Source organism: Vibrio sp. GJ43-1 (assembly GCF_055808835.1).
In genome coordinates, this window is sequence record NZ_CM147885.1 from 462,162 (window position 1) to 476,681 (window position 14,520).

7 protein-coding genes and 2 pseudogenes are annotated in these 14,520 nt (G+C 46.5%); 3 read left to right on the top strand and 6 right to left on the bottom strand.

Annotated features, from left to right (window positions below):
* Nucleotides 1-24: 24 nt before the first annotated feature.
* Nucleotides 25-803 (bottom strand): annotated as a pseudogene (gene hyi / locus AC0L66_RS19380) (hydroxypyruvate isomerase).
* Nucleotides 804-842: 39 nt separating this feature from the next.
* On the bottom strand, nt 843-2,618 hold the full coding sequence (gene gcl, locus AC0L66_RS19385; protein WP_473570450.1) for a glyoxylate carboligase: 1,776 nt from the start codon (nt 2,616-2,618) through the stop codon (nt 843-845).
* Nucleotides 2,619-2,931: 313 nt separating this feature from the next.
* Between gcl and aceB the strand changes: the two genes are divergently transcribed.
* Complete coding sequence (gene aceB / locus AC0L66_RS19390) at nt 2,932-4,548, top strand: malate synthase A (protein ID WP_473570452.1); 1,617 nt, start codon at nt 2,932-2,934, stop codon at nt 4,546-4,548.
* Between the two features lie 173 nt (nt 4,549-4,721).
* Nucleotides 4,722-5,150: a GlcG/HbpS family heme-binding protein gene (locus AC0L66_RS19395; protein ID WP_473570454.1), complete on the top strand. Its 429-nt coding sequence runs from the start codon at nt 4,722-4,724 to the stop codon at nt 5,148-5,150.
* Between the two features lie 156 nt (nt 5,151-5,306).
* Here the strand turns inward: AC0L66_RS19395 and AC0L66_RS19400 are convergent, their stop codons facing one another.
* Nucleotides 5,307-5,789, bottom strand: coding sequence for a MarR family winged helix-turn-helix transcriptional regulator (locus tag AC0L66_RS19400; protein WP_473570456.1), 483 nt, complete (start codon nt 5,787-5,789; stop codon nt 5,307-5,309).
* Nucleotides 5,790-5,928: 139 nt separating this feature from the next.
* Here AC0L66_RS19400 and AC0L66_RS19405 point away from each other — a divergent pair.
* Nucleotides 5,929-6,838 (top strand): annotated as a pseudogene (locus AC0L66_RS19405) (DMT family transporter).
* A gap of 71 nt (nt 6,839-6,909) precedes the next feature.
* Here AC0L66_RS19405 and AC0L66_RS19410 read toward each other — a convergent pair.
* Genes AC0L66_RS19410 through AC0L66_RS19420 form a run of 3 tightly spaced genes read right to left on the bottom strand, consistent with a single transcriptional unit; the run spans nt 6,910 to nt 14,487 of the window.
* Nucleotides 6,910-8,421 (bottom strand): VCBS domain-containing protein, encoded by a 1,512-nt coding sequence (locus AC0L66_RS19410; protein WP_473570458.1) that lies wholly within the window; start codon nt 8,419-8,421, stop codon nt 6,910-6,912.
* Nucleotides 8,402-10,993, bottom strand: a complete 2,592-nt coding sequence (locus AC0L66_RS19415; protein WP_473570459.1) for a VCBS domain-containing protein — start codon at nt 10,991-10,993, stop codon at nt 8,402-8,404. The genes AC0L66_RS19410 and AC0L66_RS19415 overlap by 20 nt, the downstream gene beginning before the upstream one ends.
* 53 nt (nt 10,994-11,046) lie before the next feature.
* Nucleotides 11,047-14,487 (bottom strand): VCBS domain-containing protein, encoded by a 3,441-nt coding sequence (locus AC0L66_RS19420; protein ID WP_473570460.1) that lies wholly within the window; start codon nt 14,485-14,487, stop codon nt 11,047-11,049.
* Nucleotides 14,488-14,520 lie beyond the last annotated feature (33 nt).

A 14,520-nucleotide genomic window follows, 5' to 3' on the forward strand; every position in this document is an offset into this window, starting at 1 on the left:
GTCGTCGTATTCTCTAATTCCAACCTAGCGATATTCATTCAGCCAATTTAAGCCTGCTTGGGTAGTGGTTTGAGGTTTATATTCACAACCAACCCAGCCTTGATAACCAATGTCATCAAGATAATTGAGTAAGTAGGTGTAGTTGATTTCACCTGTACCCGGCTCGTGTCGGCCTGGGTTATCTGCAAGCTGAATATGAGCAATCTGCCCTAGATTCTTCTGAATTGTCGGCGCTAAATCCCCTTCCATAATCTGCATATGATAAATGTCATATTGCAAATTAAGGTTATCACTACCGACTTCTTCTATAATGGCGTTAGCTTGCGCTGTCGTAGTTAAGAAAAAACCGGGAATGTCACGAGTATTAATCGCTTCTATAACCAAGGAGATACCTTCCTTTTCTAACGCGTGTGCAGCAAAGCGTAAATTGCTCACAAACGTGGCTTGCGCCTGCTCTGTCGTCACGCCATCAGGCACAATACTCGGCTAAACAATTCACTTGTTTACAACCCAATACTTTGGCGTACTCTATTGCAGTTGGCACGCCTTCTCGAAACTCAGCGATTCGACTCGGGTCAACCGCGACTCCTCTATCACCCGCATCCCAGTGACCTGCTAAGCAGATTAAATAGCACTTGCTCTAAGTGGTTCTTATCAAGCTGATGCTTAATATCGTTGGCAGACTCTGCGTAAGGGAATAAGTATTCAACCCCGTGAAATCCAGCGTCAGATGCGGCAGAAAAACGCGCCATAAAATCCAATTCGGTAAACAGCATTGATAAGTTGGCAGCAAATTTTGGCATTCTCTTGTCCTCAAAGATTGTTAATTAATTGCCACCATATTATTGGTGGCGTGGCAATGCTGTTGGTGCATCTTCAATGGATTCAGATAGCGCTTCAAACTCATTAATGGCGTTAATTTCTACGCCCATCGCAATATTGGTAACACGCTCTAATATCACCTCAACCACCACCGGAACCTTATGCGTTTTCATCAGTTCTTTCGCTTGCAAAAATGCGTCTTGCATTTGTTCTGGGTCAGTGACTCGTATCGCCTTACAGCCAAGCCCTTGAACCACAGTGACATGATCCACACCATAGCCATTCAGCTCTGGCGCATTCTGGTTCTCAAAAGCCAGCTGGACACAGTAATCAATATCGAATTGTCGCTGTGCTTGACGAATTAGCCCTAAATACGAGTTGTTCACCAACACATGGATGTAAGGCAAGTTGAACTGCGCTCCTACCGCTAACTCCTCCATCATGAACTGAAAGTCATAGTCGCCCGAAATAGCCACAACATCTCGATTCGGATCCGCCGCTTTGACACCCAGAGCCGCTGGTGCAGTCCAGCCTAGAGGACCCGCTTGCCCACAATTAATCCAATGACGCGGTTTATACACATGCAGAAACTGAGTCGCAGCAATCTGCGACAAACCGATGGTACTGACGTAGCAGGTGTCACGACCAAACACCTTATTCATCTCTTCATAAACTCGCATGGGTTTGATGGGAACTTCGGTATAATGCGTTTTACGTAATAGGGTTGCTTTGCGCTGCTGGCACTCACTTACCCATTGATTTCGATCTGGCAATCTTCCGGCGTCGCGCCATTCGCGTGCCACTTCCACCATCAGCTCAAGTGCAGCTTTAGCATCGGAGACAATACCTAGATCCGGACAAAACACTCGGCCGATTTGGGTTGGCTCTATATCAACATGAACAAACTTTCGGCCTTCGGTATAGACATCAACTGATCCAGTGTGACGGTTAGCAAATCGGTTACCGACACCAAAGACAAAATCCGAAGCCAGCATGGTTTCGTTGCCGTAACGGTGGGCGGTTTGCAAGCCCACCATGCCTGCCATTAACTCATGATCATCCGGAATAGACCCCCATCCCATTAGCGTTGGAATAACAGGTACTCCGGTAATTTCAGCAAACTGTTGCAGCAACTCAGAAGCGCCCGCATTGATAACACCACCGCCTGACACAATCAGAGGATTGGATGATGCACACATCATCTCCATGGCTTTTTCAATCTGCGGACGGGTCGCGACGGGTTTATAAGGTGTCAAAGGCTCGTAAGTATCAATATCAAATTCGATTTCAGCCAACTGAACATCCAATGGTAAGTCAATTAATACCGGACCCGGTCTCCCTGACCGCATTAAATGAAAAGCTTGCTGGAAAGCACGGGGAACCTGCGCTGGTTCGAGAACCGTTGTACACCACTTGGTGACAGGTTTCGCTATCGACTCAATATCAACCGCCTGAAAATCTTCTTTGTGTAGACGCGCTCGCGGGGCTTGCCCAGTAATACACAAAATAGGAATGGAATCTGCAGACGCGGAATAGAGCCCGGTGATCATATCGGTACCTGCGGGGCCAGATGTACCAATACAAACACCAATATTACCTTGTTCAGTTCGCGTATAACCCTCAGCCATATGAGACGCTCCCTCTACGTGTCGCGCCAAGATATGATCAATACCACCAAGTTTGTTCATTGCTGCATACATAGGGTTTATTGCTGCACCCGGAACACCAAAGGCGATGTTTACCCCTTCTCGTCTTAATACTTCTACCGCCGCTTCAATTGCTTTCATCTTCGCCATGTTGCTCTCCAATTCGGATTGTATACAATTCAACTTCGTTTTGTGTACTATGAATCATATTGGAGATATCGCAAGCTAAAATTGTACATTTTTGCAACATAGAGCTTGCGCACTAAGTAACCACTAACTCCATACCCCACACCAGTACTAGCTTCACATTAAATATCTTTACATAAAAATATTTTTACTGATTTTTTAATGAAAAATAATTGTTAAATACCCTTTGATTGTTCACAAAAATTAAAATATAAGTAGATTAATTAATGTACTTTTGTATACAAAATCAAAAGACATTGTTTAAAGGAGACGAGCAATGACAATGAATGACGCGAAGGAAGAAATAACAATGCACAGTATCCAAATCGTTGGTACGACCCAACCACAAGGATATAAAGATATTTTGTCGGATGAAGCGTTGTGCTTCTTATCCTCGTTAGTCGATAAATTTGGCCAACGACGTGATGCGCTACTTCAGCAGCGAGACGCTATACAAGCGCAATATGATCAAGGGGCTACGCCTGATTTTCGAACTGACACCAAGGCCATTCGTGATGATAAAACTTGGCAGATCGCTCCGCCACCTCAGGATTTGCTTGATCGTCGCGTTGAAATTACCGGACCCGTTGAGCGAAAAATGGTGATCAATGCCCTTAACTCAGGCGCCAAAGTCTTTATGTGCTGCTTTGAAGATGCGTCGTCACCCACATGGGAAAATATGGTTGAGGGCCAAATCAATCTGCGTGACGCCAATTTAGGAACAATCAATTATTACGATCAAAGTAAAGCAAAAAACTACACATTGGACGCCGACCCAGCTTTGCTCATTGCTCGCCCTCGAGGTTTGCATTTACCTGAGAAATCGATTCAATTTAAGCACCAAGCGATCCCAGGCTGCTTAATGGATTTTGCCCTGTATTTCTTCCATAACTATCAAGCACGCGCAGCAAAAGGCCAAGGTGTGTATTACTATCTTCCTAAGCTAGAGACCATGGAAGAAGCTCAGTGGTGGGAGGACATATGTTGCTTCACAGAGCGTTATTTTAATGTACCTACAGGGACCATTCGCGCCACAGTACTTATTGAAACCTTACCAGCGGTATTCCAAATGGATGAAATACTCTATGTCATGCGCCAACATATTGTTGCGATGAACTGTGGACGTTGGGACTACATCTTTAGCTATATCAAAACACTTAAAAACCATGCAGACAGAATTCTACCCGACCGACATGGCATTGGAATGGATCAATCCTTTCTTAAAGCCTATAGCCAACTATTAGTGCGAACTTGCCACACCAGAGGTGCGCTCGCCATGGGCGGTATGTCCGCCTTTATCCCATCAAAAGATCCATTAGAGATGGCAAACGTCACTCGCAAAGTGATTGATGATAAACAGCGGGAAGCGCTCAATGGTCATGATGGTACTTGGGTCGCGCATCCAGCCCTAGTTGATTTAGCGATGTCGACATTTAACGAGCACCTGAAAGGGCAAGTGAACCAACTTAATTTCCCGAGTCCAACGCATACGATTGATGCCGAGCAGCTGCTTGCCCCTTGTCCCGGAACCCGAGATGAGGCTGGCGTTAGAAAAAACATTCGAATTGCGGTGTATTACATTGAGGCATGGATCCAAGGGCATGGTTGCGTCCCTATCTACGGGCTGATGGAAGATGCCGCAACCGCTGAAATTTCAAGGGCTAACCTTTGGCAATGGATCCATCACGCTATAGAGCTAGATGACGGACAAGTATTCACCAAAACACTATTCCATCGCTGGCTCTATGAAGAACTCAACACTATCAAACAGGAAGTTGGCGAGACGCGCTATGCTGCTGGCCGCTTTGTTGAAACAGCTGACCTTTTTTATGAGCTATCAACAGCAAAGACATTCGCGAGCTTCCTGACCCTTCCAAGCTATCAACTACTGTAGGAGTCGTCCGTATTTAATGGTCGGCAAGGTCATAGACATCGCAAGATAATATCGACATTAAGGCCAGTCAAAAGCAGGCATGTGATACCGCTTCTACAACATGCCGCTTTCTTGATGCCATCTTTCAATAGTTAGTAGCACCACGATAAACGCGATAAAACTAGGAGATTAACATGGGAAGTTTAACGCTCAAGCAAGCACTGACCATTACAGATGGCACCTTTGGCGCTGGGGAGGAAAGTCACAGTGCACCGCTCACTGTTGCGGTACTCGACAGTGGCGGAAAACTCATTACGCTACAACGACAGGATGGGTCCAGCATGATGCGCCCTGATATCGCCATTGCCAAAGCATGGGGAGCACTCGCGCTTGGTTGCTCTTCTCGAAAATTGGCACAAGATGCCGACGCAAGACCCGCCTTTATTTCAGCCATTAACGTACTGGCGCATGGCAATATGGTGCCAGTTCCTGGTGGACTATTAATTAGGGATGCCGAAAAAACCGTTTTGGGCGCGATTGGCGTAAGCGGTGATCTCTCCGACCTTGATGAAAGTTGCGCATTAATGGGTATTGACCACGCCAACTTATTCAGTGATGAATAAGTCTATTGAAACGCAATGTTTCACAACGCGTCATTGCTGCGACGACAGGCCGCTTAATGTTTACTTGTCGTGATGGTCACTAACCAAAAGTCGATCCCTGCCTTCGCAGGGATGGCGATTTTTCCGACACTCTCAACAATCCAAAAGCATAGCTTTCTATTCAAACTGCCCTAGCCACTGTTTCAACAACTGATTAAGATTTTTCTTTTGAGGCTTGGACAAAGACTGGACCAGTTTCTGTTGCACATCCACGTGCTCTTCCATCATCTTATCGATCAGCACAAGTCCTTCATCCGTCAGCTTGACTCTTACGCTGCGTCGGTCTTCTTTGCTATGCGTTCGTGAGATGTATCCCTTAGACTCTAACTTGTCCATACGATTCGTCATAGCACCAGAAGTTAGCATCATAGAATCAATCAGCTCTGATGGGGTCAATTGATAAGGGCTACCGCTGCGTCTGAGCGTTGCAAGAACATCAAACTCCCCCATCTTTAAGTCATATTTTTTATGGACTTCAGCAACTTGGGTTTCCATATATTTAGCAAGGCGCATCATTCGCCCCATCATGGCCATTGGCTCAGTTTCAAGCTCAGGCTTCTCTTTTGCCCATTGCGTGACTACGCGATCCACTGCATCCATTGTTGTTCTTACTCCATTATGTTAACGCTCGTCTAGAACCACGACGGACGTTAAAATTACTTTAACGTTAAGATACTTTACATTGTAAACTTTTGCTAGTACATTTAGGGCAAATATCTTAACGTAAAGATAAGTAACTATGAATATATTACTCGCAATGATACCTGCTTTTTTCTGGGGAACGACATACGCCGTCACCAAGTTCTCCCTGCCCGATTGGCCACCCATTCTACTTGGTGCATTGCGAGCGTTACCTGCTGGTTTACTATTACTCGCCGTTAAACCCACTTTGCCGAAAAAGGGTGATTGGCAAATTCTGTTTAGCCTTGGCTTAATCAACATCGCCACGTTCTTTGGTCTCATTTTTGTCATGGCACAAACACTCCCATCCGCGATTTCTGGTGTTGGAATGGTCTCTGTTCCTGTGTTTGCCATGTTATATCACTGGCTAATCGGTAAGCGTAAGCCTAGCTGGATTCAAGCAATTAGCGGGTTGGTACTGGTTATTCTAGCGTACTTTTTGTTTTCACCTGGCTCTATGAGTCTTAATCCTATTGGGCTAGGAGCGATGCTTGCCGCCATTATGTGTATCGTCGTCGGTAGCAGTATTACTAAGTCTCTAGGTAACCGAATGCACTGGTGGACAGTGCTTACGTGGCAGTTAATTTTAGGCGGTATCATGCTGTCTATCGCCGCCAGTATTCATATGACGGTTGCACCATCGCTCTATTTGGATGTATATCATCACTTTAATAGCAAAAACCTGATGGGCTTACTGTGGGTGATCGGCCTTAATACCGCATTAGGCTACGGCATGTATGTTTGGCTATTGCAGCGAATGACCGTCGTCGATTTTACCTTCGGCGGTATTGCGAACCCAATCGCTCGGTATCGTATGTGGCCTTATCTTACTTGGGGAATCTTTCACCCTACCACAGTATTTACTCATGTCGGGTATGATCGCCACATCGTTACTGCCGCAAGTTATTCTTGCCATTAGACAAAACAAGCCGAACCCCTTACTCAGCAGTAAGGCGACACGCCCTTAATTAAGTCTGTTCAAACAAAAAAAGGCGGTACATCACATGATGTACCGCCTTTTTTATTACACCACTCTCGTCTACAAATCGACCTTAATGATGTTCAAGCTATCAAGCTGACTAATGAGGTCAACCTGATGCCCAGCAGGGTCATTGATGACATTTGCATCCGATATTCCCAACTCACTCCAACCTACACCATCTAAGGTGATATCCGTTTGCTCGTTTCCTTTTGTCACGCTGATAACCGTACTGGTCGCATCGTTCGCGTCGTTCACATCATCATTAACCGTCACTGATATATTGCCAAGCAATTCACCAAGATTATTATGTTCTGGCAATAAATCCGAAATATCCAGAAGGTCATCACCGACACTGAAATCAGTTACCGTCGAGGTTGCGGGATTCAAGGTTGTTCCTGCTGAGTTTTCCGTGAATAAGAACAAATCATGCCCATCCCCCCCGGTTAAGATATCATTACCACCGCCTCCAAAAATGATGTCACTCTCCGCGCTGCCTAGCAGGGTTTCAGATGAACTATCACCCACCACTATTTGATCAGGCAAGGTAAGTTGCTCGGATTGGTGCAGAGCAATAATGACGTCGGCAGGCGTCATATCGTCTAAGTCAAGTTGAGTCACACCTAGCAAAGAAGTGAGTGTCACACCTTCTAACACAATAGATTGAAGCAGAACGCCACTATCGCTAATTTCAATCACTGTATCGCCAGATTGCTCTTGGATACTCAGCTGATCGGTCAGTAACTCGTCGGCTTTAAAGTCAACCGACGTTAAGTCAACGACATCATGGGTCACCGTTGGATCATTGCTCGTGAAATCGCGAACATCAAAGTCTTTCACCGTATCGGTGCCCGCCAGTGCTGCCGTTTCCCACTTAAAGGTATCTTGAGAGTCATTGTCAGTGCTGACACCGCCAGAAAGCGGTATGTCGTTACCAAATAGCCATTCATCATCAGCAGTACCGACAAGAATGTCGTTGGTTGCACTATCCCCTCTTAATCCCTGATTACCCGTTACCGTAATCGTAATCGGTTGTTCTGAATCACCATTAAGCCCACCATCGCTGGCATCAATATAGAACGTATCATCGGCCGTTTGATTGGCTTCTAAGGCATTACTGCTGCCCGCAAGCAGAACATACGCCCATACTCCCGTCATGACATTAAAGGTCAAGGTTCCGTACGTGCCGACTTTGGTATACGTGTCTCCAACTAACGAACCACCTCGTAGGCTTCTGGAAATTGGTGTTGCGGTATCTACATCTGAAACCGTGATATTACCACTGGTCGTGTCTGTTACACCTTCTTGTACGCCTGCGGTGAAGTCTCCATCAATGGTCGGTGCATCATTGGTACCTTGGATGGTCACTTTCACCGTTGATACCGTGCCATCAATAGACTGAACATTAAATTGATCATCCACGAAATCACCCACGTTTAAACTGTCGAATGACTCATCAGCGGTGTAATTCCAGTTGCCATTCTCATCAATGGAGAACGTACCATGGTTCCCTGCAACATTCGTTTGTTCGATGAATTTATTGTCATCGTTATCAACATCCGTCGCGGTCAAGGTGCCACCTAGTAGACAGCGGTGCATCGGTTTCTTGCAATATCACATCGGCAGAACTGACTGTCGCAATATCGTTCGTTCCGTTAATAACGATATTCACCTGTGATGTTGTGCCATCTAAAGACGTAACGGTGAAAGACTCTTCAGCTGTTTGACCAACATTGAGGCTATTAAAATCACTGTTCGCCGTGAAATCCCATACGCCGTTTTCGTCAATACTGAACGTACCAATTGATCCCACAAAATCGGTTTGAGCAATGAACTTATCATCATCATTATCGGCATCCGTTGCGGTAAGGGTGCCATTGGCCGTTAGCGTGCTATCCGTTTCATCCAAATTTTTCGTTGCAGCGCTAATATCCGCGGCATCGTTCGTCCCGTTGATTTTCACACTCACTGACGACACCGTGCCATCCACCGATGTCACGGCGAATGATTCACTCACACTTTGGTTCTCATTAAGATAATCAAAGGATTGGTTGGCAATAAATGTCCATGTACCGCCAGCATCAATGGAGAATGCACCGTGGGTGCCGACAACGCCAGTTTGCGGCGTAAACGTATTGTTTGGATTATCAACATCGTCCGATGTCAGGGTATCGGTAATAGTCAGTGGCGCATCCGTTTCGTCTCGCTCAACATCCGCAGAGCTCACGGTTGCGGCATCATTGGTACTGGTAATTTTCACTGTCACGGTTGATGGCGTACCATCCACACTGGTGACATTGAACACTTCTTGGATCTCTTGCCCTTCACTCAGTTCATCAAACGCACTGTTCGCAGTGAAGTTCCAAACACCATTTGCGTTAATTGAGAACGTCCCATAAGAGCCACTCACATTCGATTGAGGTGTAAACGTATTGTCCGGGTTATCAACATCGGTAGAGGTCAATGTTCCTGTCGCGGTAAGAGCTGCGTCAGTTTCAATAAGATCGACACTGCCCGTCGTCACAACCGCGGCGTCATTATTGCCTTCCACCGTGACATCAATGGTCTGACTAATGGTATCCCCTTGACCGACACCACCCACTAAGCTTTCAATATACACCTCAAATTGCTCTGTTTGAGGGCCTTCATTCAATGCATTGGCTTTCGCTTGATCCAGTTCGTAAACCCATTTGACGCTGTCAGGTGTATCGCCTGCGACCAATGTTAACGTACCGTAGGTGCCTTCAATTTCCGTCACCACCCCTGTGCTACTCAGACTGTAACGATGCGTATCACTTTGATCGACATCATCAATAGCCACGACACCGTTAGCCGTATCCACCTGCCCGCCAGTAGGGTCTTCGTACACGGTACCTGTCGCAGTCGTGTCGCCAGCCACAATCGTTGGCGCATCGTTGGTACCGATTACTTGGAATTCAATCACGCGCTCTGACGATAAACCAAACTCATCCGTGACTTTTACTGTGTATTGCAGTGGCGTAGCCAGCGTTTCTCCTTCAGATAACTCCTCAAAGGGGTCAACTAAATTAAACGTCCAAGCGCCCGTTGAAGGATTAACGGTTAATTCACCTCGAGCATCACCAGAAACCACTTGCCAAGTCTGAGTATCCGCATCAGTGCCATCCACGAGACTACCGCCAGTCCCATCTGCATTATTATCTGGGTCACCACTATCAAAGGTTCCTGATAGAGACGTTAGGGTATTTTCAGTCACATCTTGGACACCAATATCCTGAATTTCAGGCGCGTCATTGGTACCAACAATGGTGATCACAATCTCTTTTTGTTCACTCGACAAACCAGAGCCATTCATGTCCGTTGCGGTGACAAAAATTGAGGTTTGCATCGTCTCGCCTTTTGGCAAGTGATTGATATCAGGATCGTCACTGTTGATGGTATAGGTCCAGTTACCGTCTGAATCAATCGCGAAGGTGCCCATATTCGGGTTAGCTTCAGTGAAACTAAACACTGAGGAATCGCCAATATCTGGGTCAGCGACAATAAGTTGCCCTTCTGCGCTATCACTTGGGGTATCTACCACCGTGCCGACGACCTTACCTTCCAATACTGGTTTGTCATTGCTACCGATGACTTTCACTTCTACCGTTGTCATCACTTCGGCACCGGATTCATCTTTTGCTCTTATAACAAATGTTTCCGTTACTTCCGTCCCTTCCGCTAACGCATTAATATGCGCGTCATCGTACAGGGTGTAACTCCACTGATTCGTTGCCGGGTCAACATTAAAGAGTCCATACGTACCGTTTAACGTTGAGGCTTGAAGGGTAACGTTGTCCCCAAGATCGCCTGGGGCATCTCTATCGGTAAGAACAATATCTCGGGTGATGGTTGGCGTTTGATCAACATCATCTGGAAGCGCTTCTACAATCTCATTGTCATCAGCCAATTCCAGAGTTTCAATCACTGGCACCTCGTTGGTACCAACAATATTGATCGATATTGGTTGAGTAACGGGGGCACTGTTGTTATCGGTGACATTCACTTGCCACTGCAGCGTTTTGGTTTCACCCTGGTTGAGTGCCACAATGTCAGGATGAGGTTCATCTCCATTGACGCCATAGGTCGTATTGAGTTCAAAGTCCCAACTACCATCGGAATTCACCGTCAAAGTACCGTACGCTGGGTTGGCATCGATCGTGGTTAAGTTAGACCATTCTAATACGTCGCTGTGATATCAATATCATTAGCAGTACTACTCAAATTACCGCTAAGCTGCTGAGGCTGACTTGAGTTGGTATCCGCCGTTAGCGTGTCAACATACGACGTCGCGGTTGGCGCATCATTAAGTCCCGTAATATCAACGACAATTTCCAATGTTTGAGGGAAACCGTTGTCATCAACGATGGTTTTACCATATTGATCAATGGCGTAAACCTCGAACGTTTCGGTAACCACATCGCCATCAGCAAGCTTTTGTACAGCAGGGCTGTCGTTGTCGAGCGTAAACGTCCAATCACCAGACTCTGTGACAGTCATCGAACCATAAGGGCTCGAACCATCAATCAAGGTCCAGGCGATTGTGTCACCAAGGTTTAAGTTGTCGACTGGCGTTCCATCTTGTTCAGTAACATTGTCTAAAGAAAGCGAACCTGAACTCACTACAACTGCAGGTTCGGTATTATTGGCATCAGCACTAGGGTCATTATTGTCTTCCACGGTAGAAACCGTCTGTACAATTAATGCCACATCTTGATCACTAGGGTTATGAGCGTTTTCAGCGGTGCCGACAATCTTGATTCGAACTTCATGTGTATCGCTGGTGGTGGAAGAGTCTTCAGTTCCACCAAACGCCGCATCATCCTTATCGGTGACCTTAACAGTAAAGGTGTCATAAACCACCTCGCCCGGCGCCAACTCCGTCGAAGGAGAAAGCTCGTAAGTCCACTCGCCAGTATCAGGATCTATTGTAATTTCACCTAAGCTACTGGTTGAAGAAGTCCCTCCGTCAATGGTCCAATTAAACTGTTCATCTGAATCAGGATCTTCGGCACTTAAACGTCCAGTTGTGGATGGGATAGCATCTTCCGTTACTTCGCCAATAACGTCGTTATCAACCACTTCAGTATCACCCAGGTAAATTTCGGGGTTATCTGCGGTACCATGAATCGTCACATTGACGACATAAGTGTTGCCATCATCTGCGGTAAAGCGCCATTTTTCGGTTACGACGTCGCCCTCTTCCAGCATTTGAACTAAATCTGAATCATTGTCCAGCTCATAAAGCCACTTCGTACTGTCATTAGGATCGACAACCAACTCTCCAAAGACTCCGCCAGAGATTGGCGTAATGCTATTTTCATTAATATCGGCACCGACTGTCCCGGTATCGGTTAGCATCACGTCTTCGGTCACATCAGCGGTGACTTCAATGGCACCACCGCCTCCACCACCTCCACCGTCGGTTTCGTCTTGACCGACAACATTGATGACAATCGTAAATTCTTGCGAAATACCAGGAGTATTCGTTTCTACATCAGTGATGTTATCACTCACCACTACCTTAAAGGTTTCGGTTGGGTTCTCACCAAAATCTAAACCCTGAACAGCAGGACTATCGTTATCGAGGGTGTAAATCCATTGGCCGGTATTGTCTAATGTCAGGGTGCCGTATAAGCCTTCCCCATCTCCGTTAGGTCCACCGACAATACTCCAGTTACGACCAGGACTATTATTGTCAACATCGGTTGCAAAAAGCTGCCCTTCAACACGAGTGAGATCCGTACCAAATACATCCGCCGTACCATCTTCAACCACCGTCCCAGAGTTATCTCCTTCGACGATTGGACGATCATTATTACCTGTGATGTGAATATTGATCTCTTCAGTAACCGTTGCGCCATTGGTATCGCGGGCAAGCACAACAAATCGTTCGGTTTTTTCTTCACCTTCAGCTAACGTCTGCAAACTCGACTCTACCGGAGTATAAGTCCATTCACCTGCAGCATTGATCGTTAAGCTGCCATACAATCCGGTATACAATCGCTCAGTTGCACCATCTGGTACGAGGAACTCAGCCGAGTCATTATTATCAATATCTGTTGCGATCAATTGCCCAGTGACCGCTAAACCACTGTCTTCAACATACGAGCCTGTCACATCACCAGAGATGACTGGAACATCGTTTTCAGCCGTAATGGTGACGGTCACGGTTTGAGTCACAGTTTCACCTGTGCCTCCCATATCGGTCACTTGAACATCAAATGTGTCGACTAAGGTACGGTCAGCAACCGTGGAGTCTGTTGGATTGAGCTTTTGAATTTCTTCGAACTTATCTGGGTTCACCAAATAGGTCCAAGACCCATCACTTTGCAGCAAGAAGGTGCCGTATTGACCCATGTTCGGTGTACCGGAATCTAAACTCCAGACATGCGTATCATTGGTATCGACATCGCCATCTTGTAGTTGACCCGACGTGGAGTAAATATTGTTATCCAGATTCCCTTCAGCAAACGTGTTATTAAGACCGCTAATCACTGGGGCATCATTGGCGCCAACAATATCAATGTTCAATACTTCAGTCGTAGTGCGACCGAACTCATCTGTCACTCGCAACTCGACAGAATCACCATTGGTGAGCGTATCGCCTTCTGCCAATGCATTGACGGTATTGTAGGCATCGCGTTTACTCGGATCAGCAGCGACGTCTGCTGGTGTAAATAAGGTGTACGTCCATTCACCAGAAACCTGGTCAATGCTAAATGTTCCGTATTGACCATTAGACACTACTTGCCAAACCGCACCGTCACCACTATCGGGGTCACCGGAACCAATATCGCCCTGTGCTAACTCCTCTGGGGTTGGTGTCCCTTTAACAAACTGACCTTGCAAGGCTGCGCCATCTTCAACGACTTGGTATGAACCAGCAGAGATGATCAATGGGTCTGTGTTGGTGCCCGCCACTGAAATAGTCACCGGAATTGAACTGGTTTCACCCAGTTCGTCAGTAACAATAACGTTAAATACGTCAAGCTCGGTCGTGCCAGGTGGGATCGCTTTAGTATGCTCCGAGAGGTTATCTAAGGTATACGTCCATACGCCATTGCTATCCACAGATAATGTGCCGTACTCACCATAGAAGGTACTGGTATTTGTCGTGTTGCTATCGTTGTTGTCAATGGTAAACGTATGCGAGTCGGTCGTATCTTTATCGGAAACCGCTAGGGCGCCTGTCGCAGTAATATCAAAAGTTTCATCCTTGTGGCCTGGCTCCACCACGCTCCCCGTGACATCACCACTAAGTATCGGCGCGTCGTTTGCTCCCTCAATGCGAACGGTAATCTGTTGAGTATCCACTCTATCGGCACTAGGGTTGCCTCCTTTGGAGTCATCGACAACCGTAACCGTAAAGGTTTCCTCTAATGCGGTATCGCCAGGGCGAAGAGCTTGCACTGCTGGGTTATTATTGTTGAGTGTATAGGTCCATACCGCTTCTCCCGTCACAGGATCAGAGGTAATAACAATCGTCCCGTAGTCACCGGTATTGGTATCGATAGACCACGTATGCTTGTCGTTAGTATCTACATCGCCGGGTTGCAAAGTCCCTGACGTAACAATATCCGCTGACGTATCGCCATTCGGGAAATCATCTTCCGTCACCGTGCCTTCAACCGTGCCTTCAATCTGCGGCTG